The organism is Sphingomonas sp. LHG3443-2 (assembly GCF_049896405.1).
Taxonomy (GTDB): domain Bacteria; phylum Pseudomonadota; class Alphaproteobacteria; order Sphingomonadales; family Sphingomonadaceae; genus Sphingomicrobium.
Genome location: NZ_JAFCUG010000001.1, coordinates 1,086,936 through 1,111,660 on the forward strand (window position 1 = coordinate 1,086,936; position 24,725 = coordinate 1,111,660).

Annotated in this window: 25 protein-coding genes and 1 tRNA gene; 8 read left to right on the forward strand and 18 right to left on the reverse strand. The window is 66.3% G+C overall.

What is annotated here, in order from left to right:
* Positions 1-9 precede the first annotated feature (9 nt).
* Positions 10-639 (reverse strand): trimeric intracellular cation channel family protein, encoded by a 630-nt coding sequence (locus tag ACP69Z_RS05395; protein ID WP_426266505.1) that lies wholly within the window; start codon positions 637-639, stop codon positions 10-12.
* A gap of 239 nt (positions 640-878) precedes the next feature.
* Between ACP69Z_RS05395 and ACP69Z_RS05400 the strand changes: the two genes are divergently transcribed.
* Entirely contained in the window at positions 879-2,615 is a 1,737-nt protein-coding gene (locus tag ACP69Z_RS05400; protein WP_426266506.1) for a PHA/PHB synthase family protein, read from the forward strand.
* Positions 2,616-2,850: 235 nt separating this feature from the next.
* Here the strand turns inward: ACP69Z_RS05400 and ACP69Z_RS05405 are convergent, their stop codons facing one another.
* Positions 2,851-3,447 (reverse strand): YdeI/OmpD-associated family protein, encoded by a 597-nt coding sequence (locus ACP69Z_RS05405; protein WP_426266507.1) that lies wholly within the window; start codon positions 3,445-3,447, stop codon positions 2,851-2,853.
* A gap of 8 nt (positions 3,448-3,455) precedes the next feature.
* On the reverse strand, positions 3,456-4,382 hold the full coding sequence (rarD, locus tag ACP69Z_RS05410) for an EamA family transporter RarD (protein WP_426266508.1): 927 nt from the start codon (positions 4,380-4,382) through the stop codon (positions 3,456-3,458).
* Positions 4,383-4,488: 106 nt separating this feature from the next.
* Between rarD and ACP69Z_RS05415 the strand changes: the two genes are divergently transcribed.
* The 3 genes from ACP69Z_RS05415 to ACP69Z_RS05425 are packed head-to-tail and all read left to right on the forward strand — an operon-like array spanning position 4,489 to position 6,857.
* Entirely contained in the window at positions 4,489-5,163 is a 675-nt protein-coding gene (locus tag ACP69Z_RS05415; RefSeq protein WP_426266509.1) for a DUF4893 domain-containing protein, read from the forward strand.
* Positions 5,160-5,519: a ribose-phosphate pyrophosphokinase gene (locus ACP69Z_RS05420; protein WP_426266510.1), complete on the forward strand. Its 360-nt coding sequence runs from the start codon at positions 5,160-5,162 to the stop codon at positions 5,517-5,519. Before ACP69Z_RS05415 ends, ACP69Z_RS05420 begins: the two co-directional genes overlap by 4 nt.
* A 30-nt stretch (positions 5,520-5,549) precedes the next feature.
* Entirely contained in the window at positions 5,550-6,857 is a 1,308-nt protein-coding gene (locus ACP69Z_RS05425) for an amidohydrolase family protein (RefSeq protein ID WP_426266511.1), read from the forward strand.
* Positions 6,858-6,863: 6 nt separating this feature from the next.
* On the opposite strand, the gene recN is transcribed toward ACP69Z_RS05425, so the two are convergent.
* From recN to ACP69Z_RS05455, 6 genes are all read right to left on the reverse strand, one after another.
* Positions 6,864-8,516 (reverse strand): DNA repair protein RecN, encoded by a 1,653-nt coding sequence (gene recN / locus ACP69Z_RS05430; RefSeq protein ID WP_426266512.1) that lies wholly within the window; start codon positions 8,514-8,516, stop codon positions 6,864-6,866.
* 19 nt (positions 8,517-8,535) lie between these two features.
* Complete coding sequence (locus ACP69Z_RS05435) at positions 8,536-9,330, reverse strand: outer membrane protein assembly factor BamD (protein WP_426266513.1); 795 nt, start codon at positions 9,328-9,330, stop codon at positions 8,536-8,538.
* A gap of 68 nt (positions 9,331-9,398) precedes the next feature.
* Complete coding sequence (gene secF, locus ACP69Z_RS05440; protein ID WP_426266514.1) at positions 9,399-10,361, reverse strand: protein translocase subunit SecF; 963 nt, start codon at positions 10,359-10,361, stop codon at positions 9,399-9,401.
* An 11-nt stretch (positions 10,362-10,372) separates the two neighbouring features.
* Complete coding sequence (gene secD, locus ACP69Z_RS05445; RefSeq protein ID WP_426266515.1) at positions 10,373-11,965, reverse strand: protein translocase subunit SecD; 1,593 nt, start codon at positions 11,963-11,965, stop codon at positions 10,373-10,375.
* Positions 11,965-12,297 (reverse strand): preprotein translocase subunit YajC, encoded by a 333-nt coding sequence (gene yajC, locus ACP69Z_RS05450; RefSeq protein WP_426266516.1) that lies wholly within the window; start codon positions 12,295-12,297, stop codon positions 11,965-11,967. Before yajC ends, secD begins: the two co-directional genes overlap by 1 nt.
* A 47-nt stretch (positions 12,298-12,344) precedes the next feature.
* A tRNA-Pro gene (locus tag ACP69Z_RS05455) sits at positions 12,345-12,421 on the reverse strand.
* A gap of 120 nt (positions 12,422-12,541) precedes the next feature.
* On the opposite strand from ACP69Z_RS05455, the gene ACP69Z_RS05460 reads away from it, so the two are divergent.
* Complete coding sequence (locus ACP69Z_RS05460) at positions 12,542-13,213, forward strand: TIGR02117 family protein (protein ID WP_426266517.1); 672 nt, start codon at positions 12,542-12,544, stop codon at positions 13,211-13,213.
* On the opposite strand, the gene hslU is transcribed toward ACP69Z_RS05460, so the two are convergent.
* The 7 genes from hslU to ACP69Z_RS05495 form a co-directional block, all read right to left on the reverse strand.
* Positions 13,193-14,491 (reverse strand): ATP-dependent protease ATPase subunit HslU, encoded by a 1,299-nt coding sequence (gene hslU / locus ACP69Z_RS05465; RefSeq protein WP_426266518.1) that lies wholly within the window; start codon positions 14,489-14,491, stop codon positions 13,193-13,195. The genes ACP69Z_RS05460 and hslU overlap by 21 nt on opposite strands.
* Positions 14,488-15,552: an aldo/keto reductase gene (locus ACP69Z_RS05470; RefSeq protein ID WP_426266519.1), complete on the reverse strand. Its 1,065-nt coding sequence runs from the start codon at positions 15,550-15,552 to the stop codon at positions 14,488-14,490. Before ACP69Z_RS05470 ends, hslU begins: the two co-directional genes overlap by 4 nt.
* A gap of 16 nt (positions 15,553-15,568) precedes the next feature.
* Positions 15,569-16,117, reverse strand: coding sequence for an ATP-dependent protease subunit HslV (gene hslV / locus ACP69Z_RS05475; protein WP_426266520.1), 549 nt, complete (start codon positions 16,115-16,117; stop codon positions 15,569-15,571).
* Positions 16,114-17,034: an alpha/beta hydrolase gene (locus ACP69Z_RS05480; RefSeq protein ID WP_426266521.1), complete on the reverse strand. Its 921-nt coding sequence runs from the start codon at positions 17,032-17,034 to the stop codon at positions 16,114-16,116. Before ACP69Z_RS05480 ends, hslV begins: the two co-directional genes overlap by 4 nt.
* Complete coding sequence (locus ACP69Z_RS05485; RefSeq protein ID WP_426266522.1) at positions 17,034-18,497, reverse strand: phospholipase D-like domain-containing protein; 1,464 nt, start codon at positions 18,495-18,497, stop codon at positions 17,034-17,036. The genes ACP69Z_RS05480 and ACP69Z_RS05485 overlap by 1 nt, the downstream gene beginning before the upstream one ends.
* A 116-nt stretch (positions 18,498-18,613) precedes the next feature.
* Positions 18,614-19,027 (reverse strand): holin family protein, encoded by a 414-nt coding sequence (locus ACP69Z_RS05490; protein WP_426266523.1) that lies wholly within the window; start codon positions 19,025-19,027, stop codon positions 18,614-18,616.
* Positions 19,028-19,106: 79 nt separating this feature from the next.
* Entirely contained in the window at positions 19,107-19,676 is a 570-nt protein-coding gene (locus tag ACP69Z_RS05495) for a glycoside hydrolase family 108 protein (RefSeq protein WP_426266524.1), read from the reverse strand.
* Positions 19,677-19,820: 144 nt separating this feature from the next.
* Between ACP69Z_RS05495 and ACP69Z_RS05500 the strand changes: the two genes are divergently transcribed.
* Entirely contained in the window at positions 19,821-20,156 is a 336-nt protein-coding gene (locus tag ACP69Z_RS05500; RefSeq protein WP_426266525.1) for a hypothetical protein, read from the forward strand.
* Positions 20,157-20,280: 124 nt separating this feature from the next.
* Complete coding sequence (locus ACP69Z_RS05505; RefSeq protein ID WP_426266526.1) at positions 20,281-20,694, forward strand: BLUF domain-containing protein; 414 nt, start codon at positions 20,281-20,283, stop codon at positions 20,692-20,694.
* 108 nt (positions 20,695-20,802) lie between these two features.
* Here the strand turns inward: ACP69Z_RS05505 and ACP69Z_RS05510 are convergent, their stop codons facing one another.
* Positions 20,803-21,888 carry an SPL family radical SAM protein gene (locus ACP69Z_RS05510; RefSeq protein ID WP_426266527.1) on the reverse strand — a complete coding sequence of 362 codons (1,086 nt, stop codon included), beginning with the start codon at positions 21,886-21,888 and terminating at the stop codon, positions 20,803-20,805.
* Between the two features lie 243 nt (positions 21,889-22,131).
* Between ACP69Z_RS05510 and ACP69Z_RS05515 the strand changes: the two genes are divergently transcribed.
* The gene (locus ACP69Z_RS05515) at positions 22,132-23,532 is read left to right on the forward strand and encodes a methyl-accepting chemotaxis protein (RefSeq protein ID WP_426266528.1); all 1,401 of its coding nucleotides are present in this window, start codon (positions 22,132-22,134) and stop codon (positions 23,530-23,532) included.
* A 158-nt stretch (positions 23,533-23,690) separates the two neighbouring features.
* Here the strand turns inward: ACP69Z_RS05515 and ACP69Z_RS05520 are convergent, their stop codons facing one another.
* Positions 23,691-24,674: a sigma-70 family RNA polymerase sigma factor gene (locus tag ACP69Z_RS05520; RefSeq protein ID WP_426266529.1), complete on the reverse strand. Its 984-nt coding sequence runs from the start codon at positions 24,672-24,674 to the stop codon at positions 23,691-23,693.
* Positions 24,675-24,725 lie beyond the last annotated feature (51 nt).

Here is a 24,725-nt window from a genome sequence, read left to right on the forward strand (position 1 = left end):
GCGAGGATTTCACCGCTGGTAAGCCGGCAGGCTCCACCCGCGCGCGATGGCCAGGCCGCGAAGGGCGAACCCTGCCAGCGCGGCCAGCACCGCCGCTGCCCAGCCGGTCAGCCCGAGCAGCGCCATCCCGACCAGCAGGCCTGACGATAGCGCCGCGGCGGTGACATAGAGCTCGGGCCGCATCAGGATCGACGGCTCGCCCGCCAGCACGTCGCGGATGATCCCGCCCGCGCACGCGGTCAGCACGCCCATTGCGAAGGCCGGCACCGGCGCGATCCCGAACACCAGCGCCTTCGCCGCGCCATAGGTCGCATAAGCGCCAAGGCCCGCGGCATCGAACCACAACAGCGCCGACCCCGCGAACCAGCGCCGGCTTGCCAGCCACACCAGGGTCGCCGCCGCAAAGCAGATCAGCAGCACCCCATTGCCCTGCACCCAGAACACCGGCGCGCCGATCAGCAGGTCGCGCAGCGTACCCCCGCCGACCCCGGTCACCACGGCAAAGAACAGAAAGGTGACAAACGTCTGCTTGCGCTCCGCCGCCAGCAGCGCGCCCGAGACGGCGAACACCGCGATCCCGAACAGGTCGATCGCCTGGATCGCCAGCGGCAGGACGGGAAGGGGAAGATCGGGCGTCATGGTGTTCGCCGCTATGCCCGCTGGTCCCGAACGAAGTCGAGGGACTTGTCCCTGTCCTACATGGCCTTGCTATGCCATGCTGAGGTCATGACGATCTCTCGCACCGTCAGCGGCTTCGGCTTGGGTCCGACATGGATCGGCAGCGAACCTGCCGCCCTATGTGAACTTCGGGAACTTAGCCGCCCCACAACCCGCTTCCTATGTGAACTTCGAGAACTTCGGACCGGGGAGAGCGCTCAATGACTGCCGAATCGGACACTGCCGCTTCCGGCTTCCCGACCCTTGAAGACTGGCAGCATTGGACGCTGGTCATGGGCCGGGCGCAGCAGATGCTGCTCGAAAGCTGGGCCGACAGCTGGAAAGCCGGTGAGCCCGCGCCCGGCCTGAAGCTGCCGCCCGCACCCGATCCGATGGCGATGCTGACGGCGGGCGCCGAGGCCTGGGGCAAGGGGCTTGAGGCCTGGGGCCAGATGCTTGGCGGCATGAGCGCGGCGGCGGACAAGAAGGACAAGCGCTTCGCCGCGCCCGAATGGCGCGACAATCCCGTGTTCGATACCATTCGCCAATCTTATCTCGCCATCTCCGATCAGCTGATGAAGTCGGTCGACGAGGCCGAAGGTCTCGACGCCGAAGCGCACAAACGCCTCAAGTTCCTGACCGGCAGCTTCGTCGACGCGATGAGTCCGTCCAACTTCGCGCTGACCAATCCGCAGGTGCTGAAGGCGACGATGGAGAGCCGGGGCGAGAACCTGCTCACCGGCCTTCGCCACATGCTCGACGACATGAAGGGCGGGCAGCTCAGCCACGTTCCGAAGGGCGCTTACGAGGTCGGCCGCAACCTTGCCACCACACCGGGCAAGGTCATCCACGAAACGCCGCTCTACCAGCTGATCCAGTACACGCCCACGACGGACAAGGTGCTCGAAACCCCGCTGATCATCTTTCCACCGTGGATCAACCGCTTCTACATCCTCGACCTGACGCCGGAGAAAAGCTTCGTCCGCTGGTGCGTCGAACAGGGCATTTCGCTGTTCATGGTCAGCTGGAAGTCGGCCGACGAGAGCATCAAGGACGTGACGCTCGACGACTATGTCCTGCGTGGGCAGGTCGACGCGATCGACACCGTGCGCGATTTGCTCGGCGTGCCCTCGGTCCACACCATCGGCTATTGCGTCGCCGGCACCACCCTCGCCGCGACGCTGGCCCTGCTGGCGGCACGGGGCGAAGCGGACAAGGTCGCCTCGGCCACCTTCTTCACCGCGCAGGTCGACTTCTCCGAAGCCGGCGACCTCCGCCTGTTCCTCGGCGACGAGACGATGGGACTGCTTGGGCAGCTATCCGCCGACACGGGGATCGTCGACGGACGGGTGATGGCCTCGACCTTCAACCTGCTGCGCGGCCGCGACCTCATCTGGAATTACGTCGTCAACAATTACCTGCTGGGGAAAGAACCGCCGCCGTTCGACCTCCTCCACTGGAATGGCGACGTCACCAACCTGCCGGCCGGCTGGCACCGCAATTATCTCGAGACGCTCTACAAGGGGAACAAGCTGGTCGAAGAAGGCGGCATTTCTGTCGACGGCACGCCGATCGACTTGTCCCAGATCCACACCCCGCTCTACATCCAGGCTGGGCGCGAGGATCATATCGCTCCGCCGCAAAGCGTGTGGAAGATCATGGATCATGTGCCGGGACCGAAGCGCTTCGTGCTGGCGGGCTCGGGCCACATCGCGGGGGTGGTTAACCCGCCGAGCGCGGGCAAATATCAGTATTGGCTGAACGAGGGCGAGCCGAAGAACCTTGACGAGTTCGTCGAGGGCGCGACGGAGCACAAGGGCAGCTGGTGGCCGGATTGGCTCGCCTGGCTGACCGAGCGTGCACCGACAAAGGTAGACGCCAAGGGCGCGCGGGTGCCCGGCAAGGGCAAGCGCAAAGCGATCGAGGACGCCCCCGGCCGCTACGTGAAGACCCGCTAGAGGATCCCGCCGCCAAGCATCAGCCGCAGCGCGCCGACCACGATCACGAAGATGCAAAGGTTGCGCCCGGCCTTGGACCCGGGACTGATCGCGCCGATCCCTGCGCCGATCACGGCCAGCGGCAGGATGAACCAGTTGGCTCAGCCGAGCAGCGGAATGAAGGCGACGGCGGCACTGACCAGGGCAACGAGGCCGATCAGCAGCGAGATGAGGTTCAACATGACCCTTATTTCGGTCAGCAGCCCTCGTATTTCCAGTGCAGCTTCTTGCCTTCGCGCAGATTGCCCATCGTCGTCGCGATCCGCTTGGCCCGCGTGTCGTCCCGCTTCGCCTCGGCGATCCAGTCGCCATATTCGCGGCGGCACCCCGGCGGAAACGCCTCGAACTGCGCTTTCGCCGCTGGGTCGCCGTCGAGCGCGGCGACGAACTCGGGGTGGAGTTCGGCCGCGGGCTTGGGCGCTGCCTTGGGCTTCCGCGCCGCCGGGGCGGAGCGCGACAGCTCGGCCGCCTGCGCAATCAGCCGGTCGAGTTCGGAATCAGCGGGCAGGTCTGCAAGCGAGGTGATCCGCCCGAACTGACCCATCGCCTCGTCGCTCGCCGCCTCGCCCCGAAGCTCCTGTCCGCGCCAGAAATTGAGCGCCAGGTGCTGTTTGAAGGCGGCCATGATCAGCAGGATCTTGCCGTCGAGCAGGAAGGCCGGCGCTCCCCACTTGGTGGCTTCCTCCACCTCCGGCATCACCGCATGAACCCGCGCCCGGACATGCTCCAGTACCGGCCGCGCGAAGGGCGCGACCTTGTCCAGATAGGCGTCGACCTTGGCGTCCCTGCTCATCGGGCCTCCTATTCTGGCAGCGGCTCGGCCCTCGTCCGGCGGCTGCCCTGCACCGCCGACATGAGATAGATCAGCGCCGCCGTCCAGATGCAGGCGAAGGCGGCGGCATGGGCCGTGGTGAACGGCTCACCGAACAGGAACACGGCCACCAGGAACTGCAGGGTCGGAGCGATGAACTGGAGGATGCCGAGCGTCGAATACGGCAACAACCGCGCCGCGGCGGTGAACAGGAGCAGGGGCACGGTGGACACTGCGCCGGCCAGCACGAGCAGGAAGGTGTCGGTGCCATTTTCGCCCCACACCGGCTGGCTGGTGGTGAGGCTTGCCCAGGCGAGCCACCCGATGGCAACCGGCAGCAGCAAGGCCGTTTCTATTCCCAGCCCGGCTGTCGCCTCCACCGTCGCTACCTTCCGGAGCAGGCCGTAGAGCGCAAAGCTGACGCACAGCGCCAGGCTGATCCACAGGTGGGAAAGCGCGCCTACCGCCAGGATCGCCACTCCGACGGCGGCAAGGGCGACTGCCAGCCACTGCGGCCGGCTCAGCGGCTCGCCGAGCACGAATCGGCCGAGCAGGATGTTGGCGAGCGGATTGAGGTAATAGCCAAGGCTCGCCGCCAATATGTGCCCGCTGTTCACCGCATAAACGTAGAGGAGCCAGTTGACCCCGATCAGTGCCGAGGTGGCGAGCAGCAAGCGGACGGTCCGCGGCTCGGCTAGCGCCGTCCGGATTGCCGGCCAGGCGCGGGTCAGGGTGATAAGGCCGCCCAGAAGCAGAAACGACCAGACGATCCGGTGCGCCACGATCGCCAGTGCTGGGACGCCCAGCAGCAGCTTGAAATAGAGCGGCATGAGCCCCCAGGCCGTATAGGCGCCGATGCCGAGCCCGAGGCCAGTTCGGGACAGGGCAGGGGCGCGAGGAGGCAGCGGGGCATTCATTCGCCGCGCCTTGGAGCCGACATGGCCTTGCCGCAAGACTTTGTTAACCAATTGGCCCCTTTGTCCATGTGGACCGGCAGGGGGGCTGTGCTAGCTAGAGGACAGGATGAAACGCGCTCGCTCCGGACTGATCATCGCGACCCTGCTGGCCTTGTCGGCCTGCACCGTTGCCGAGCGCCCTCAGGCAGCGGGGCCAGCACCCTTGGTAGCGCCGCCGCAGACCAAGGCCGATCGCTGGCGCGCCGTCGCCACCACCGAAGATGCCGAGCGCCTGCGCCGCCTGCCGATGGCGTGGAGCGAAGCGCTGGCGGAGGTGCGCGCCGCCCGCTCCACCACCGCGCTGCGCGAGGAAGGCAGTCTGCTGGAAGCCGGTGCCGGCCTCGCCCGCCCCGCGCCGACGCCTGGCAGCTACAATTGCCGCCTCATCCGCCTTGGCAAGACCGACCGCCGCGCGCCGGCGCTGGTCAAGTTCAAGCCCTTCTTCTGCTACGTCGAGGTCGAGAATGACCTCCTCACCATCGTCAAGCAGACCGGCACCGAGCGCCCGGCCGGCCGCCTGTGGGAAGACGATGACGCGACCCGCCTGATCTTCCTCGGCAGCATCGCGCTCGGCGAGAAGGAGCGCAACAAGCCCTATGGCGAGGATGCCAGCCGCGACATGGCAGGTGTGGTCGAGCGGGTCGGTCCGATGCGCTGGCGGCTCGCCCTGCCGTTTCCGCGCTCCGGCGCCCGGCTCGAGGTTTATGAATTGACCCCCGTGGCGGTGCAGCCGGCGGCGTGAGCATTGCCGACCCGGCCGCCGTCCGCGAGCATCTGCTGATCGCCGCGACCGCCGGCCATCCGCTCACTTATTCGGAGCTGCTCGAGCGGCTGGGGCACGCCTTTACTCGGCCCAAGATGCGCGCTTTGTGCAAGACCTTGTCCGCTATCGACGAAGCGGCTGAGACCGACGGCGAGCCCGAGCTTGCGGTTCTCGTGGTGCGGGAATCCGACGGATTGCCGGGTCAAGGATGGTGGACTGGCAGTTGGGAAAAGCACCGCTTCACCGGCGAGTGGACCGGACCCGAAGCGCGCCGCCTGATCGAGCGGCTTCAGCGGGAGGCATTCCGCTATTGGCAGGAGCGAGCACCGGGCTAAGCTGCGGACAGATACTTCAGGGGGACCATCATGCTCACGCTCATCGCCGCTGCTGCCATCGTGCAGGCAGCGCCCGCCGCTCAGCCCGTTACCGTGATACACGCCGGCACCCTGATCGACGTTCCCGGCCGCGCGCCCAAGCGCAATGCGTCGATCCTGATCCAGGGTCGCAAGATCATCGAGATCCGCACTGGCTTTGCCGATGTGCCTGGCGCACGGGTCATCGACCTGCGCACCAGCACCGTGATGCCGGGGCTGATCGACGCTCACGTCCATCTCGGCGGGCTCGACGACCGGCTTCAGTCACGGCTGCAGGAATCCGTCCGCAACACGGAGGACGAGGCCTATACGGCGCTGACCAACGCCAAGAAGACGCTCGCGGCCGGCTTTACCACCGTGCGCGATCTTGGCGGCGACCCACCCGGCATTCGTGCGCTCAAGAACGCGATCAACAGCGGTGCCTTTGTCGGCCCGAGCATCATCATGGCGGCGCGCATGGTGTCGGTATCCGGCGGCCACGGCGACCCGGTCAACGGAGTCAACCGCGACCTTGCCGAGATCGGCCACAACCATCAGACCAATGTCTGCAACGGCCCCGACGACTGCCGCCGCGCCACGCGCGAGCAGATTCGCGACGGGGCCGACGTGGTGAAGATCGCGGCCACCGGCGGCGTCCTCAGCAATGTCGCGGGCGGGCTCAACCAGCAAATGGCCGACGACGAGATGAAGGCGATCGTCGAGACCGCCCGCTCGTTCGATCGCAAGGTCGCGGCCCATGCTCACGGCGCCAATGGGATCAACGCCGCGCTCCGCGCTGGGGTCAACTCGATCGAGCACGGCACCTTCACCAACGACGAGACCTTCCGCCTCTACAAGCAGACCGGCGCTTATTACGTGCCGACCCTGCTCGCCCCAGCCGCCGCCTATCGCGATGGCGAGCGCGGTGCGCTGACCCCGGCGCAATTCGAGAAGGCTCGCGCCGCCCGCGGCAACGCCGAAAAGAGCTTCGCCCGCGCGGTGCGGGAAGGCGTGAAGATCGCGTTTGGCACCGACAGCGCGGTCAGCCCGCACGGCAAGAATGCCGAGGAGTTCGCGCTGATGGTGAAGAACGGCATGGCCCCCGCCGACGCGATCAAGGCCGCTACCGTCAGCGCCGCCGACCTGCTCGGGGTGTCGGCTGTCGCGGGCACCATCGAAGCTGGCAAGGACGCGGACATCGTCGCGGTCGAGGGCGATCCGCTCGCCAACATCCGGCTGCTCGAGAACGTTGGGTTCGTGATGAAGTGGGGTCAGGTCTACAAGGCCGGTGGGCAGCGGCAACTGACCGCCGCTGATTGACGGGCCTCAGGCGGTCTCGAGGAGGCGCGCGGCCTGGGCTCGTGCTTCTTCGGTGACCGCCGCACCCGACAGCATGCGTGCAATCTCCTCGCGGCGTTCGTCGGCATTGAGGAGGCGCACGGTGGTGCGGGTACCCTCGCCGCCGTGGCTCTTTTCGATGCGATAATGGCGGCTGGCCCGCGCCGCGACCTGCGGGCTGTGCGTGACCACCAGCAGCTGGCTCTTCGCCGCGAGGCGGGCCAGTCGCTCGCCAATCGCGCTCGCCACCGCGCCGCCGACCCCGCGATCGATCTCGTCAAAGATCATGGTCGACGCGCCGCCTTCTTCCGCCAGCGCGACCTTGAGCGCGAGGATGAAACGCGACAGTTCGCCGCCCGATGCAATCTTGGTCAGGGCGCCGAACGGGGCGCCGGGATTGGTCGATACTTCGAACTCGACCCGGTCCGTGCCGGAAGGGCCAGGCTCGCCACCGGCGACCACCGTGCGGAAGCGGGCGGCCTCCAGCTTGAGCGGCGCCAACTCGCCTTCGACCGCCTGGTCGAGCCGGCTTCCCGCTACCTTGCGAGCCTCGCTCAACGCGGCCGCGGCCGAGGCATACTCCTTGTCGGCCGCCGCAAGCGCGCTTTCCAGCTCGGCGATTCGGCTCTCGCCCGCGTCGATCGCCTGCCGCTGCTCGCGCATGCGGTCGAGCAATTCGGCAAGCTGGTCGGGTTCGACCCGGTGTTTGCGGGCAAGGCCGCGAAGCTCGAACAACCGGGCTTCCGCTTCGTCCAGTTCCTCGGGCGAGAAAGCGAGATCGCGCTGCGCGGCAATGACCTTCTCCTCCGCCTCGCCGCCTTCGATAAGGGCGCGGTCAAGCGCGGTCAGGGCTTCAGCGAGCAGCGGGTGCGCTTCGGCGATCCGCTCCAGCCGCCGCGCCGCCTGCCTGAGCTGTGACAGCCCACCTTCGGCACCGGTGAACAGCCCGGCAAGGCCATCCAGATCCGCCTGGATCCGCGCGAACCCCTTCATGGCCGCCCGCTTGTCGGCGAGAGCCTGCTCTTCGCCCGGTTCGGGCTGCAGTTTTTCGAGCTCGGCGATGCTGTGATCGAGGAACTCGCGGTCTCGGTCGGCGTCGGCGGCCTGGCCCCGCAGCTGCTCGAGCTCGGCGCGAAGCTCCGACAGTCGGCGCCAGGTACGGGTCACGGGACCGAGATCGACCCGGCCGAAGTTGTCGAGCAAGGCGCGGTGGCCTTTGGGATTGAGCAGCCCGCGGTCGTCATGTTGGCCGTGGATCTCGACCAGGGTGCTGCCGGCCTCACGCAAGGTCGCGGCAGGTACTGGGCCTCCGCCGAGAAAAGCGCGGCTGCCGCCATCGGCCTTGAGCGTGCGGCGAAAGATGAGCGGCTCGCCGGCTTCCTGCTCGACTCCTGCTTCGTCCAGCAATGCGAGAGCTTGGTGCCCGGCGGCAAGGTCGAACTCGGCCGTCACCGAAGCCGCGTCCTGCCCGGAACGCACGAGCCCGCTGTCGGCCCGCATGCCCAGCGCAAGCCCAAGCGAATCGAGAAGGATGGATTTGCCCGCGCCGGTCTCACCGGTGAGCACGCCAAGTCCGTCGCCGAAATCGAGGGTGAGCCGGTCGATCAGCACCACGTCACGGATGACGAGCCGCCTTAGCATGCCGGCCCGGCGCTGTTCCTCAAGCCGCCTGGCGAGCGGCGTTCGGCGCGTGCCGCTGTACCAACGCATAGGCGCGCTGGTACCAGACGGTGCCGGGGTAGTTGCGGCCGAGCACGGCCGCCGACTTCAACGCTTCGTCCGGAGTGCCAAGCGCAAGATAGCTCTCGGTCAGGCGCATCAGCGCTTCCGGCGTGTGAGTGGTGGTCTGATACTTGTCCACCACCTCACGGAAGCGATTGACGCTGGCCAGCCAGTTGCCCGCGCGCTGGTAATAGCGGCCGACTTCCATTTCCTTGCCGGCAAGCTGATCGTTGATGAGGTCGAGCTTCAAACGCGCATCGGCCGCATAGCGGCTTTCGGGGTAGCGGCGGATGAGCTCATTGAACGCGTCGCTCGACTGGACCGTGATCTTCTGGTCGCGGGTAACGTCCCCGATCTGATTGTAATAGCTCATCGCGATCAGATAGTTGGCGTAGGGCGCGTCCTTGTTACCCGGATGGATGGTCAGGAAGCGCTGGGCCGAGCTGATCGCGTCCGGATAGGTCTTGGCCATGTAATAGCTGAACGCGCTCATCAGCTGCGCGCGGCGAGCCCACACCGAATAAGGATGCTGACGCTCGACTTCGTCGAAGATCTTGGCCGCTTGCGCATAATCGCCCCGGTCGAGCCGGCTTTTGGCCAGCGCGTAAAGCGTATTCACGTCGCGCGCGACATAGGCCGTGTCGGCCTTGGTCCGGTTGCGGGCGCACCCGGCGGCGGGCAGCACCACCGCAACGCTCAGTGCGAGGAGAAACAAACGGTTGGGCTTCAGCATGGATGCCTTTCTAGGGCAGTCGGAGGGGCAGGCCAAGCGCTAGTGAGCGGGTCCGGCTGAACCGGTGCTTACACCACCGCGCCGTCACTGCTGGTGACCTTGGCCGCCTTGTCCTCGACCTTGAGGAAACTGTCGGACTTGACCCCCAGCCAGACCAGGATCGGCGCCGAGATGTAGATGGACGAATAGGTGCCGATGAAGGTGCCGAGCAGGATCGCGGCCGTGAGGCCGAAGATGACGTCCGGACCGAGGAGCAGCAGGACCGCAAGGGCGAGCATGATCGAGCCGGAGGTCACGATGGTGCGCGACAGGGTCTCGTTCAGCGACAGGTTGAGAAGCTGCACCGTCTGCATCTTGCGGAACTTGCGCATATTCTCGCGAATGCGGTCGTAGATGACGACCGTGTCGTTCAGCGAATAGCCGACCACCGCGAGGAAGGCCGCGACGATGTTGAGGTCGACCTGAAGCTGCGTCAGTGCAAAGAAACCGAGGATCAGCGCGACGTCGTGCCCAAGCGTCACCAGCGCGCCAACGCCGAACTGCCATTCGAACCGAAACCAGATGTAGATCGCGACGCCCAGCATGGCGAGGGTGATCGCCAGCAGACCGTCTTTGGCAAGCTCGTCGGACACCTTGCCAGACACCGCTTCGGCCGCGCCGACGGTGACGCCCGGATATTGCGCCTGGAGCATGCCGCGGACCTTGTCGGTGATCGCGGCAGCCTGTGATTCGGGCCCTTCCGGCCGCGGCAGGCGGATCTGGTAGGTCTTGCCGTCGCCGAATTCCTGGATGCTGGCTTCGCCGACATCGAGCGCTTCGACCCGGCTGCGCAGGTCTTCGATCCCGACCGGCTGGGCGAAGGTGGTGCGAACGACCTGGCCGCCGATGAAATCAACGCCGAGATTGAGACCCTTCACCGCGACCAGCGCCAGGCTTGCGGCGGTGATCAGGATCGACAGCAGAAGGGCAATGTTGCGCACCTTCATGAAGTCGATGTTGGTGTTGTCGGGGACGAGCTTCAGGAGCTTCATGACCAGCGGCCTCAGATATGCAGTTCGCGGGGGCGCTTACGCTTGACCCACAGGGCCACCAGCAGGCGGGTGAAGTTCACCGCGGTGAAGACCGAGGTGATGATGCCGATCAGCAGCACGATGGCGAAGCCGCGCACCGGGCCAGAGCCAAAGTACCACATCACGGCCGCGGCAATGGTGTTGGTGATGTTGGCATCGAAGATGGCGGTGGATGCTTCCTTGTAGCCCGTGTCGATAGCGTCCAGCAGCTTGCGGCCGCGCCGCTGCTCTTCGCGGATGCGCTCGTTGATCAGCACGTTGGCGTCGACCGCCGCGCCGATCGTCAGCACGAAGCCGGCGATGCCGGGCAGCGTCAATGCCGATCCGAAGATACCCATGATGGCCAGGATCATGAAGGCGTTCACCACAAGCGCGATGTTCGCGTAGACGCCAAAGCGGCCATAGGTGATGATCATGAACAACATCACCGCCAGCACGGCCACGGCGGAAGCTACCAGCCCCTTGCTGATCGAATCGCGGCCGAGTTCGGCCGAAACGGTGCGCTCCTCGATGACGTCGAGCTTGACCGGCAGCTTGCCCGACGACAGCGCGACGGCAAGTTCGTTTGCGGTTTCCACCGTGAAGTTGCCGGAGATGGTCGCGGTGCCGCCGATGATCGGCTCGTTGATGTTGGGCGCGGACAGCACCTTGTTGTCGAGGATGATGGCGAACGGCTTGCCGACATTCTCGGTCGTAGCGCGGGCAAAGCGGCGCGCGCCGGCGGAATCGAAGCCGAGCGTGATGTTCGGTGCGCCGGTGGTCTGATCAAAGGTCTGCTGCGCGCGGCTGACCTGCTCGCCCTCGACCATCACGCGGCGCTGCACTGCAATCGGCCCCGAGCCATCGGCCATCTGCAGCACCTGGCTGCCCGCCGGAGCACGGCCTTGCGCGACCTGGTTCGGGTCGGCGCGCTGGTCGACCAGCTTGAATTCGAGGCGGGCGGTCTGACCGATCAGGCGCTTCAGAGCCTCGGGATCGTCGACACCCGGCACCTGCACCAGGATGCGGTTGCCACCCTGGTTGATCACCGTGACTTCGCGCGTACCCGACGGATCGATGCGGCGGCGCACCACGTCGCGCGCCACCGTCATCGCATCCTTGACCGCCTGCTGCGCGCCTTCGGGCGTCGGGGTCATGATGACCCGGTTGCCGTCGACGGTGCTGACGTTCCAGGTGCGAGTGCCGGTCAGGCCGACACCTGCGGTGAGCGTACGGAGCCGCTCGACGGCCGCATCGAGCTGTGTCGGGTCACGCAGCATGAAGCTGATCCGCCCGTCCGCGGTCGAGATGTCGCCGGCCTGGATGCGCGGATCGCGCCGCAGTTCCTGCGACACGCTGTCTTCCATCGCCGCAAGCCGCTGCTTCTGCGCATCGGCGAGATCGGCTTCGAGGAGGAGCTGGCTGCCGCCGTTGAGGTCGAGGCCGAGTGCGATCTGGGTACGCGGCGCGAGGCTCGGCCAGGTCGCGACCTCACTCTTGGGGAAAAAGCTCGGGATGGCGAAGGCGATACCAAGCGCGATCGCCAAGAAGATGCCCCAGATTTTCCACTTCGGCGGATCGAACATCAGTCGTTCGCGCCCTTGGGTGCAGCGTTCAGCACTTGGCTGAGGGTCGACTTGACCACGCGAACCTTGACCCCCTGCGCGATCTCGACCTCGGCTTCGCGCTCGTCGATGACACGGGTGACGCGGCCGCGGATACCGCCGGCGGTGATCACTTCGTCACCCTTCTTGACCGCGGAGATCATCGCCTGATGATCACGAACCTTTTTCTGCTGCGGGCGGATCATCAGGAAATAGAAGATCACGAAGATCAGCAGGAAAGGGAAGATCTGAAGAAAGAACGCGGCAACTCCGCCGGGCGCTGCGGGTGCAGCGGCTGCGAGGGTCAGGCTCATCTCGGGCATCGGCGTCGCGGCTCTTTTCCAGCTTCAAGGAAAGTAAATGGTCGGGGCGACAGGATTCGAACCTGCGACCCCCACACCCCCAGTGTGATGCGCTACCAGGCTGCGCTACGCCCCGACCGGTGCCGCTTGGAGCTAGCCAAACGACGTGCGGCGCAGATAGTTGGCGAGGACCGATTAGGCAAGGCAGGGTTTGGCGGCGGTGATGCGAAGGGTCGGAAAACGGCGGCGCAGGGGCGTGTGGGGCAGGCGTCTGCTGCTCGCATTGGCGGCCATTCCGATTGCCTTTCTGCTGGCGGCGCTGGCCGGGAGCTTGCTGCCGCTCAACCGTGGATGGGACGAGCCGGCGGAGGGTACCACGGTTTATCTCCGCTCCAACGGAATACACGTCGACATTGTCATGCCGGCGCAAGCGCAAGGGCTGGACTGGAGCGCGCAGCTTCCGCCGAGCCACGTCCGCGCGGCGCCGGCCGAAGTGCGCTGGTACGGCTTCGGCGCAGGCGAACGGCGGGTGTATCTGGAGACGCCAAGCTGGAGCGACATCACGCCGCGCACCTTGTGGTCGGCCCTGGCAGGCGGCGAGCGCGTGATGCACGTCGACCAGACGGCGGACCCTGGGGCCGAGCTCTACGCGGTGCGTCTTCGTCCTGAAGAATATCGCCGCCTGTGGGCCGCCATTCGCGCCGATTTCGACGGAAAGCCGCGGCGGATCGATCATCCGGGCTATGGGCCCGACGACGCCTTCTACGAGGCGCGCGGCAAGGCCAGTGCGGTGCAGACCTGCAACCAGTGGGTGGCCGACAAGCTGCGGCTTGCCGGGGTCCGGACGAGCGCCTGGACCCCGTTCGCGCAAGGGCTGCTGTGGCGTTATCGCAAGGTCGACGAGCGCCTAGAGGACGTAGCGCGATAGGTCGGTGTTGCGGGCGAGGTCCGCCAGTTGCGACTCGACAAAGGCGGCATCGACGAGAAGCGTCTCGCCGCGGCGATCCTCGGCCTCGAAGCTGACGGTTTCGAGCAACTTCTCCATTACCGTCTGCAAGCGCCGCGCGCCGATATTCTCAACGCTTTCGTTCACCTCGGCCGCGATCTTCGCCAGCGCGCGGATGCCGTCTTCGGCGAAGTCCACCGTGACGTCCTCGGTCTGAAGCAACGCGCGATACTGGTCGGTCAGGCTGGCGCGGGTCGCCGAGAGGATGCGGACGAAATCATCTTCGCTGAGCGCCTTCAGCTCGACCCGGATCGGTAGGCGGCCCTGAAGCTCGGGGAGCAGGTCCGAAGGCTTGGCGACGTGGAACGCGCCCGACGCGATGAACAGGATGTGGTCGGTCTTGAGCGGCCCGTACTTGGTCGCAACGGTGGTGCCTTCGATCAACGGCAGGAGGTCGCGCTGGACGCCTTCGCGGCTGACCGAGCCGCCGCGCACATCGCTGACCGCGATCTTGTCGATCTCGTCGAGGAACACGATGCCATTGGCTTCCGCGTCGGCCAGCGCGGCGCGGGTCACGTCTTCCTGGTCGAGGCGCTTGTCTGCTTCTTCCTCGGTCAGCTTGGCGAAGGCCGACGGCACCTTCAGCTTGCGCCGCTTCTTGGGCGCGCCGCCCATCGCCTTGCTCATCATCTCGCTGAGATTGATCATTCCGACGCCGCCTTGGCCCGGAAGCTCGAAGGGGGTGGAAGGCGCTTCCGTCACTTCGATCTCGACCTCGGCGCTGTCGAGACTGCCGTCGGAGAAGCGCTGGCGGAAGGAGGCGCGGGTCGCTTCACTCGAGCCCTTGCCCGTCAGCGCGTCAAGCAACCGCTCCATCGCGGCCTCTTCGGCGGCCTGGCGAACGCGCTCACGGCGGCGTTCCTTTTCAAGACGCACCGCTTCCTCGACCAGGTCGCGGGCGATCTGCTCAACGTCGCGGCCGACGTAGCCGACCTCGGTGAACTTGGTGGCCTCGACCTTCACGAACGGCGCGTCGGCCAGCTTCGCCAGGCGGCGGCTGATCTCGGTCTTGCCGCAACCGGTCGGCCCGATCATAAGAATGTTCTTGGGCGTAACCTCGTCGCGAAGCTCCGGACCGAGCTGCTGACGGCGCCAGCGATTGCGCATGGCGACCGCAACGGCGCGCTTGGCGTCGGCCTGGCCGATGATGTGATCGTCCAAAGCAGCAACGATGGTCTTGGGTGTGAGATTGTCATTCATACGACGTTGGGAGCCTCAAGGGTCGGACGCTCGCCAGGCTTGGCGGCGAGGGCATTGGTAATGGGTTGGTCGACGACGCGGGTCACCCACACCGGATAGTCGGGCTTGGGCAAAGTCGCCTCATCGAGCGCGGCGAGTTCGTCGCCATCGAGCGAGAGGTCGGCTGCCGCGAGATTGTCGTCGAGCTGCTCGATCTTGGAAGCGCCGATGATGACGCTCGACACGGCCGGCTTGGAGAGCAGCCAGGCAAGCGCGACCTGGGCAACGCTGACACCTTTTGCGTCCGCAATCGCGCGCATCTGCTCGACAAGGGCAAAGCCATGCTCCTTGTCGAACGGGATCATGTCGAAACCGGACAAACGGAAGTTCGGATCGGCCAGGTTCTCGCGGGTGTATTTGCCGGACAGGAAGCCGCCGGCCAGCGGGCTCCAGGCGGTGAGACCCAGCCCGTAATGGGCGAGCATTCCGGTCATCTCCTGCTCGATGCCGCGGCCGAGCAGGTGGTACATCATCTGCACGTGCGTGAACGGCGCCCAGCCATTGGCGCGTTGCAGTTCAAGCGCGGCGGCAACCTTCCACGGCGCCCAATTCGACACACCAAGGTAGCGTGCCTTGCCCGAGCGAATGATGGCGTCCAGCGCCTGGAGCGTTTCCTCGAGCGGCGTCTGATCGTCGTTGCGATGAGCGATGTAGACGTCGGTGTAGTCGGTCCCGAGCCGGGTCAGGCTTTCGTCGATCGACGACAGCAGGTGCGCCGCCGACAGGCCGCTACGATGCAGCGGCCTACCGCTGCGCCAGCCGGCCTTGGTAGCGATGATGAGGTCCTGTCGCTTGCCGCGGATCAGCTCGCCCAGCATCTCCTCCGACTGACCTTCGGAATAGACATCGGCCGTGTCGATGAAGTTGACACCGGCGTCGACCGCACGGTCGAGGATGCGCCCCGCCGCTGCCGGATCGGTCTTGGCGATCGCCTTGTTGCCGCCGCCGGTGCCGAACGTCATCGTTCCCAGGCTCAAGCGCGAGACGATCAGGCCGGACGTGCCAAGCCGTGAATAAAGCATGTGTTTTCCTTGCGCCTCAGACGGTTTCCACGACCACCCGGTCGTTGGTGAACACGCATACCTCGGCAGCGATCGCCATGGCCTTGCGGGCGAGTTTCTCGGGATCGGGCTCGTAGTCGACCAGGGCCTTGGCGGCCGACAGCGCGTAATTGCCGCCGCTGCCGATCGCCGCGATACCGCCTTCGGGCTCCAGTACGTCGCCGTTACCGGTGATGACCAGCAGCACGTCGGCATCGGCGACGATCATCAGCGCTTCGAGATTGCGCAGGAACTTGTCGGTGCGCCAATCCTTGGCGAGCTCGACGGCGGCGCGGAGCAGCTGGCCGTTATGTGCTTCGAGCTTCTTTTCCAGCCGCTCGAACAGGGTGAAGGCGTCGGCTGTGGCACCGGCGAACCCGCCGATCACCTTGCCGTCCTTGCCCAGCCTCCGAACCTTGCGGGCGTTGGGCTTCATCACCGTATTGCCCATGCTGACCTGACCGTCGCCGGCGATCACCGTGCGACCGTCCTTGCGCACCCCGATGATCGTGGTGCCGTGCCATTGTTCCATATGTGTCCCGCTCATGGTGTTGGCGGGGAGGTGGGAAGCCCGAGCACGGAGCGCAAGAAACGGACGGCGTCCGCCAACACCGGAAAGCGGCCGCGGAAGGGGCGAGACAGGGCGACCACCGTGCCGGCATGATCGCACCCTTTGTAGATGCGCAGCTCGTGCGGGGCGCCCGTGCGGGTCAGCGCTTCGTCGAGCGCGCGGCTGTTCTTGGCATAGACCAGCCGGTCGGAACTGCCGTGCTGGAGCAGCAGCGGCGGAGCGTCCGCACGGCAATGATTAATGGGCTGGGTATCGGCGGGGTCATGATAGCCGCCGAAGGTCGCCCGCCCGCGCCATTCGCGAAAGGGTGCGAAGTCGAACGGACCGGACAGCAGCACCCCGGCACGGATCGTGTCGGGCCCAAGCTGCACCGCGCCAAGCCAACGCGGGTCGAGCGCGAGCATGGCAGCGATGTAGGCTCCCGCGCTATGCCCGCCGACCGTGATCTTGGCCGGGTCGCCGCCATATTCCGCGATGTGCGCGAACACCCAGCGGACGGCGAGTGCGGCATCTTCCAGGAAGCTTGGGTATCGCACCTCGGGCACCAGGCGGTAGTCGGGCACGATGGCGAGGAACCCGTGGCCAGCGAAGGCGGCAGCAGCAAAGCCGTAGTCGCCGCGTTCGCCCGCATGCCAGCCGCCTCCGTAGAAGAAGATCATGACAGGCAGCCGCGCGCTGTCGGGATGGGTCGGAGCCCAGATGTCGAGTTGCTGCCGCCCCAGCGGACCGTAGCTGATCCCGTCGCCCACCTTGCGCGCCCGGTCACCGCGGCCGGGGGTCAGGCGATCAATGGTGTTGAGCAGCGCGACCGGGCTCCAGCCGAAGCGATCGACCAATTCCGCGGCGACCCGGGGGATGTTTTGCCAGCGCCGCCGCCGGTTCGACCGGGCCATCAGACCGGCAGTTTCCGGCCCCTCCGGCGAAGCGCCTTGAAGCGCCCGCGCAAGGGATCGAACAGGGTGCGGCGGGTCATGCCTTCGAACATCGCGTCGGGGCTCTTGGGATCGAGCAGTTCGGTCTCGGCGATGAAGCAGGCAGCGCCCTCCGGCTTCTCGTAGGGCAACGGCTCGAGCCGGCGGTCGTCGGGCTTCGTCAGCTCGGCGATGGTGGCGCGAAGAGAGCCCGTCCGCTCGAACGCCTCGCGCACCTGCTCCTCGGTGGCGCACAGATGCTCGGCCATCAGCCGTTCGCGCACGGCCCGAACGCAGGCGCGGTGCTGCTCCTCGTCGATCAGCGCGAGGTCGCATTCGCTGTCGAGACCAAGGCTGCGGTTGTTCATGTTGGCCGAGCCGATCTTGAGAAAGGCATCGTCGACGATCATCACCTTGGCATGGACATAGATGTCCTGCCCGCCCTTGGTCTTCGGCGTGTAGATGCGAAAGCGGTTTTCGGGATCGACTGCGCCGATGATCTTCATCAGCCGTAGCCGGGTCGCGTCCATTGCCACCTGCTCGAGCCAGCCGTCGGCGGTGATGGGGGTGACGAGCACGATTTCGGGCGGGTGGGGCTTCTCCAGCCGGCGCATGATGGCGGCGGCGATGCGCGGCGAGGTGAAGTACTGGTTCTCGAAGTAGATGAAGTCGCGGGCGCTCTCGATCGCGTCGATGAAGAGCGCCTCCACTTCCTTGACCTCGTCCCATTCCTTGAACGCGGCCTGGGTGCGGGCGATGGCAAAGCGGGCGTCGGTGAAATGGGGGGCGAGCTCGTCGGGCCAGAAGTCGTGACGCTGTTCTAGCTCGGGCAGCTCGTCGCCGGTGGCGCGGCGCCAGCGGTCGCGGCTGAGTTCGGCGAGCGCGCGCGCCAGCGGACCGTCGACCGCCATGGTGACGTCGTGCCATGGCCCGTAGGGCTTGCCGTTTGGACGGACCCGCTTGGGCTCGTCGTCATTATGCTCGGTCCGGTCCCAGCGGTCGCCGGTCATGTCGATACCGCCGCAGATGGCGAAGCTGTCGTCGATCACCACGATCTTCTGGTGGTGACTGCATCCCGCCGGATGGGCGTGGTCGAGGGTGAACCTGATCGATTTCTGCCAGGCCAGCCGGGCCAGCCAGCCGAGCGCCTTGCCGCGGACCAGCAACTTCAGGGCGCCCAGATCCCATTTCAGGATCCGGATGTCGACGTTGGGCTTCTTGCGGGCGAGCCCGAGCAGGAAGTCGCCAAGGCTTTCGTCGCTGTCGTCGCGGTCCAGCAGGATGCGGGGATCGAAATCCCAGCCGATGATCAGGATGCGGCGCTCGGCCCGCTCCATCATCTGGCGAATGATGTGGTAGTAATCGCAGGCGTCGACGATCACCGACGCGCGGCCCGCCTGCTCAATCCGCCAGCAATTGCGTCCCGGTTCGAGCTGTGGCCCCACGAAAACGATCCCTCCTGTCCGCCCTCATCAAAAGGCGGAGGGGAAGGATCGTTCCACGGGCGAAGCGATGCAAGGGGATTAAGGCATCACTTGCGCGGGTGAGTGTTGCAGGCGCGTCAGCGTTCGGCGCCCTTGACCTTTCCCCAGGTGCGGGCGGCGGTGTAACCGAGGTAGCCGGTGCCGAAGAGGGTGTAGAGCTCGTCCGGCAAGGCGCGAAGATAGGAGGTCATGCCGACCGCGATGGCATTGGCCTTGGATGGATCAACCGCGGCGATCAGGCCCATCGGCACCGACCACAGCATCAGCGCATACATGACGTAAAGAAAGCTCGGGCGCGCGCGGCTGGTCCAAGGATCGTGGCTGTTCGCTTCGGCGATGATGGCCTGCATCTGCTGCGCGATCTGCGCGGCTTCCTGATCGCCCTGAAGCTTCAGCAATTCGAGCTTGGCGGCATCGCGGGCGCGGGGATCGGGAATGATCTTGTCGATCAGCTTGCCGAGCGGGCCGACGATGGCATCGAGTAGGGGCATGGTGGTTGTCCTGCTTTCCGGAGGCGAAGTTCTCAAAGTTCACATAGGGCGGGGGTCGGCGGCGGTTCGGCCCCCCGTGTCAATCGGTTTGACCGATGCGGTTCGCGAGCCAACCGTAGAGAAAGGCTTCGTTGGCCGGGCGCTTCTCGGCCAGACGGAGGTAGCGCTCGCCCTGCATCGCTTCGAGCGCACGCATCAGCACCTTCTCCCCGCCCGGCCCGCGAAGCGCGAGAAACTTGTCCAGCGCGCCGAGCGTGGCCGGACCGACGCGGCCATCAGGAACCAGATCGGGAAAGTCCTTCGCCTGGCGGTTGAGCGCCGACAAGGCTCGCTGAAGGAAGGTGGTGGCCACCCCCGGCCCCATGTTGACGCCGGTGTCGAACAGCTCCGCCGCGATCCTGGCGCTGCGCCGTGCGACCTGGTCATAGCGTGGGCGCAGCCAGTAAAGCCGGCGGTAGATGGCGGCCGCCTCATCGCGAGGCAGAAGCGACATCGGGCCGGTATAGCCGTGCGCGCGGGCAACCGCTTCGGTGATCCCGTAGCGCGTCGGACCGCCGCGATCGGCCGGGTGGTTGCTGTAGCCACCTTCGCGCGTGATCAGCTCGTCGATCAACTGATCGACGTCGTGGGAAGATTGGTCGTCAAACATGCGCGGCTCCAGCAAGCGGTCGTCCCGAGTCGCAGAAAAGCTAACCGATATGGTTTGTTGTAGGACAGCGGTTTCTTGCCTCCGGCTAGTTCGCTCGGCGTGGGCCGGCTTGCGGAGGGGCGTGGCGAGGCGCATGGTGAGGCCATGCTGCTGCTGTTCGCCCTGGCGCTCGGACCCGACCTTGCCGCCGAAGCGCGGCGCGAGGTGGCGCGGCAGGAGTGCCGCCTCAAGGACAAGGAAGCCGACGTCACGGTCTGCGGCCGGCGCGAGCAGAAGAACCGCTACCAGGTCACCGACCCGACTGCGCCCTATGATCCCAAAGGTAACTTCAAGGGTGCGATGACCGAGCGGATGGGCTGGATCGCCGAGGGCGACAGCGGAATCGGCAGCTGCTCCAACATCGGCCTGTCGGCAGGAACGGGATGCTTTGAGAAAGCCTGGCGGCGCAGCTTGCAGCAGAAGGGCTGGCTGGTCCGATAAGAGGGAGCACTGGGCGGCTTGGAGTAGAGCCTCCCCCGTCTGCTTACGCCCGGAGCGGATCTCCGATTAGTTCTTCTTAAAGACTTCTGGTGCAAAGCAGGATCATCACCGTCCGGAGAGTGTCTTGCTTCAACTGGTCTACATTAGCTCGGCCCGGCAGCCGATTACCGCTTCAGTCTGCGAAGATGTTCTGGCGGTCTCTCGCACCAACAATTCTCGCAACGGCGTCACCGGTCTGCTGGTCGCCGGCCAACGGCGCTTCCTGCAAGCGCTGGAAGGTCCGACCGATGCCGTGCGCGCGACTTATGCGCGAATCGTGAAGGACACTCGGCATTACGCCTGCGTGCTGCTGAGCGAGCAATACCTTGACCAGCGTCAGTTCGGGGAATGGTCGATGGGCTACGTCGCGGGCGGACCGGAGTTGTCGGACGACGAGCAGTTGGCGAAAGTGGTCACCAAGCTCGTCGATCCGATCGACGATGCCAGCCTTCGCGCGCAGTTCATTGGCTTTGCGGATTTGCAGAGCCGCGCCGCATAGGGGGCACAGTCGGGCTGCCGCGGACTGACTAGGCTCTCGCGTCCGCTTGCCGCGAGATTGGTGGGCAAACAGGTTCATGCAGACCGATCACCATCTGCTCGCACGCTCTCACGTCCAATAAAGAATGCGGGCCTGCGGCAAGGTCGCCGCCAGCTCTTCGTGGAAGAAAGCCTTTAATTCCTTCATCAGCTCAGGCGGGTAGACGAATTTGGTACCGGCGAACTTGGTGCGTTTTTCGGCGCGCTGCTCGGGGTCCATCTCGAGGTCCGATCCCGGATACCAGCTTGCCAGCACCGCCCGGCTGCCGGGCGTGAAGCGGTGGGTGATGAGCTCGGCGGTGAGGTCGAGGTTCGGCACATCGCGCAGCTGTGTCGCCGCGGCGGCGATCAGGGCGGCATAGGCGTCCCGCCAGCCGTCAGCAGCGATGATCGGAGCGATGGTGAGCCCCACCTTGTAGCCCGCGGCGGCCATGCGGCGCAGCGCGCGGAGGCGGGCGGCGACCGGGTCGGTGCCGGCTTCGAAGCGGTGGTAGCCGGGCGGGTTGATCGAGGCGCGCATCCGGGTGCGGCCGCCGTGCGGAAGGTCGAGCAGCGAAGAGACGTCGGCGAACTTGCTGGTGAAACGGAGCTGCACGTCCGCTTCCCACGCGCCGAAGAAGCGGATCAGCGCCGCGAGGCTGCCGGTCAGCGGTTCGAGCGCCAGGGGATCGGTGTAGCAGCTTGCTTCGAAGGTGGTTCCTTCGTGCGCGCGGGCGGCCGAGCGCGACGTGATGCGGCCCTGGCCGAGGTAGGGTAGAAGCGCGGCGGTGATCTCGTCGAGGTTGGCGTACACGCGGGTGATCGGCGGGCCTTTGAGCGAGCCGGCAAGGTAACAATAGGCGCAGTGAGCGGGGCAGCCTTCGGCGAGGTCGACGCGCCAGTCGGCGCTGGGGGCAATCGGCTGGAGGCGGAGCTTGGATGGCGGCGCGTTGACCACCGCAAGGGTCGATTTGGCGGCTGCATAAGCGCGGCGCTCGTCCTCCGGAAGGCCGAGGCGAAGCTGGTTGCCGGGAAGCTCGGTGACCGGGATGCCGCGCGCGGCGGCGCGCTCGGCAATGGCGCGGCCGTGCGCATGCTCGCGCGCCGAGCGGGTGATCAGCAGCTGCCGTGGCCGCCAGGAGCGTAGGCGCTGTTCGCGGGGGGCCGGGCGATCCATTCTTGCGGGCAACGACCTGAGCGACAATCCGGCCCCGCCCATTCCGATACGGCTGATTGGCCCTGTCCGCCCGTGCCACCAGCGCAGCCCTCTACAAAGGGAGCAACGACGCAGCGGTCGGGTGCGGCAAGCTTCTGCGCAGCGCCGAAAGTTCAAGGTCGAAGACGCTGGCGGGGCGGCGGCACTTCTTGGTGAAGCGTGTGCCTTCTGAGCTTTCTTTGACCGGTCTCAAGGAGAGAAAGAATGATGACATCCTTCCGCGAGAGCGCGCCGATCCGAAGCAAGCTCTTCACGGTTTTCGCTTCCATGACGGCGCTGGTCTGTTTCCCTACAGTAGCGGCCCTGCTTCGCGGGGACTTCTTCACGGCAGCTGTGGGCGCTGCCGCTGCGGTGACGGCGGTTGCGCTGGGAGCATGGTACCGCGAAGCCATTGCGCATCCGTACGCCAGCACGGTTGTCCGCATGGAAGCGCTGGCCAAGGGCGATCTCGATTCCCCGATCGAGTTCACGAACTACACCGATTGCGTCGGACGCCTGACCAGGGCGATGTTCGTATTCCGTGACACGGCCAAAAAGCAGATGGTCGCGCAGGCCGAAGAGCAGGCGGCCGTGGTTGATCTGTTCGGCGATGCGCTGAAGGCGTTGCGGGGCGGGGACCTGACCGTGCGGATCACCGCCGACGCGCCGCAAGCTTATGAAGCGCTGAAGACGGCCTATAATGAAGCGGTGGCGGCTATCGCCGAGCTGATCCGCTCGGTGGCTGAAAGCGCGGCAGAGATCCGCACCGGGAGCGGCGAGATCGCGCAGGCGAGCGAGGATCTTGCCCGGCGCACCGAAAGCAATGCCGCAAGTTTGGAAGAGACCAGCGCCGCCATCGTGCAAATGGACGAACGACTCAAGGCGACGGCTGGCGCGGCGACCCAGACCGTGGGCCGTGCCGACCAGGCGATCGCCACCGTCAGCGGCGGGCGCGGCCTTGCCGACGAAGCGGTGCAGGCAATGGGCCGGGTCAGCGAAAGCGCCAAGGGCATCGACAGCGTGATCGAAGGTCTCGACAAGATCGCTTTCCAGACCCGCGTGCTGGCGATGAACGCCGCGGTTGAAGCAGGCCGCGCTGGCGAAGCTGGCCGCGGCTTTGCGGTGGTGGCCGATCTCGTCAGCGCGCTTGCCATGCGGGCCGAAGAGGAAGCCAAGCGCGCGCGCGACCAGCTCACCGTCACTCAGACCGACATCGTCACGGCCGTCCAGGCAGTAAGCCAGGTCGACGGCGCCTTGCAGAACATCTCGGTCGACGTTGGGGAGGTGCACCAGCTGCTCGGGCAGATGGCGTCGGACAACCAGGCGCAGGCGCTGGCGATCACCGAGATCAACACCGCGATTGCGAGCATGGATCAGTCGACGCAGCAGAATGCGGCAATGGTGGAGGAAACCTCGGCCGCGGCGCGCAATCTCCTCAGCGAGGTCAGCGGGCTGGCCGATCAGGCCGGCCGCTTCCGCTGCGACGGCAGCGCGGCAGCGGCGCCCGCGCCCAAGCTGCCGAAGCGCGCCAAGGAAGGAGCATATCAGTCTCCGGTGAAACCACTCCCCGCCAGCGCGATCAGCGCGCTGACCCGCCCGATCGAGGCGGACTGGAAGGAGTTCTAAGGTCCAGCCCACTCTCCCCCCATGAGGGCTGGCCATGGCCCGGCAGCGCATATGCTGCCGGGCCATTTTCTTTTGCGCATGGGCTCCTGCAATCGACAGAAGAAACCCCGCCGCTCCGGGGAGCAGCGGGGATCAGTGACCGGCGGGAGGTTGATGGCTCAGGCGGCGAGGCGGCCTTGGCGGGGCTGCAGATGGTGGACGGAAGCGAGACCGGCGTCGGCATCGAGGTCGCGCACCGCAATCACCCGCGTACCGGTGGCGGAGCCAGCGTCGGGGAGCAGGCTGGCCTTGTCCGACTTGCGGCTGGCGATGGTCGGGCCGTAGTCGGCCATGACCTGGAAGCGCGGGTTCACCTCGGCCAGTTCAGCCATCACCTTGGCGGCGCGCTTGCCGATCTGGCGGACCTGTTCGCGGCTGAGGCCGCTGCCTTCGGGCGCGTCATAATCGGCAAGCTCGCCGAACACGCGGGCCGAGAGGATCTCGCGGTCGCGCTCGAGCTTGGCTTCGATCGCGTCCACCGCTTCCTCGTTCAGCCCGGCGCGGCCGCCGGCCTTGAGCGCGCGGGCAAGTTCGCGCTTGGGCTGCTTGCGGCGTAGGCCCTCGAGCGCGGCGTGACGGCCCTTGTTGACGAACTCCTCGATCAGGCACTGCGCGGCGGCGCGGGCGAGATAGTCGCTGGCCGAGGCCTCGGTGCGGGCCAGCGCGTCTTCGTCCTCGATCAGGGCTTCGAGCGAAGCTTCCTCGCCGTCGGCGCCTGAAGTGACGTTGTGGAGCGAGACGGTGGTCGCCGAGACCTTCTGCGCCGAGGGGCGCTGGTCGGTCATGACGCGGAAACGGAGCGACTGGAGCTCTCCGCGGATCTGCCAGTTCACGAAGGTGGTGAACTGCGCCTTTTCAGGGTCGTAGGCTTCGATCGCGCGGTGCACGGCGATGGCGCAGCACTGCTCGGCATCGTCCCAGTGACCACCAAGGCCATATTGGCGGATGAAGTGGCGAAAGCGGGGGCTGAGGATCCGCAGCAGACGCATGAAGGCGACGTCGGTGTCGCGGCGCTGGCGGGCCGTGGGCTTGCCATCGGCAACGGTGTGGATCGCTTTGATCTCGGCAACGACGACTTCGAGCGCTGCAGTGGTCTTGGACATGGCTTCTAAAACCCCCCCGGGTCGGGGCGGAGGGACCATCCCTGCTCGCCC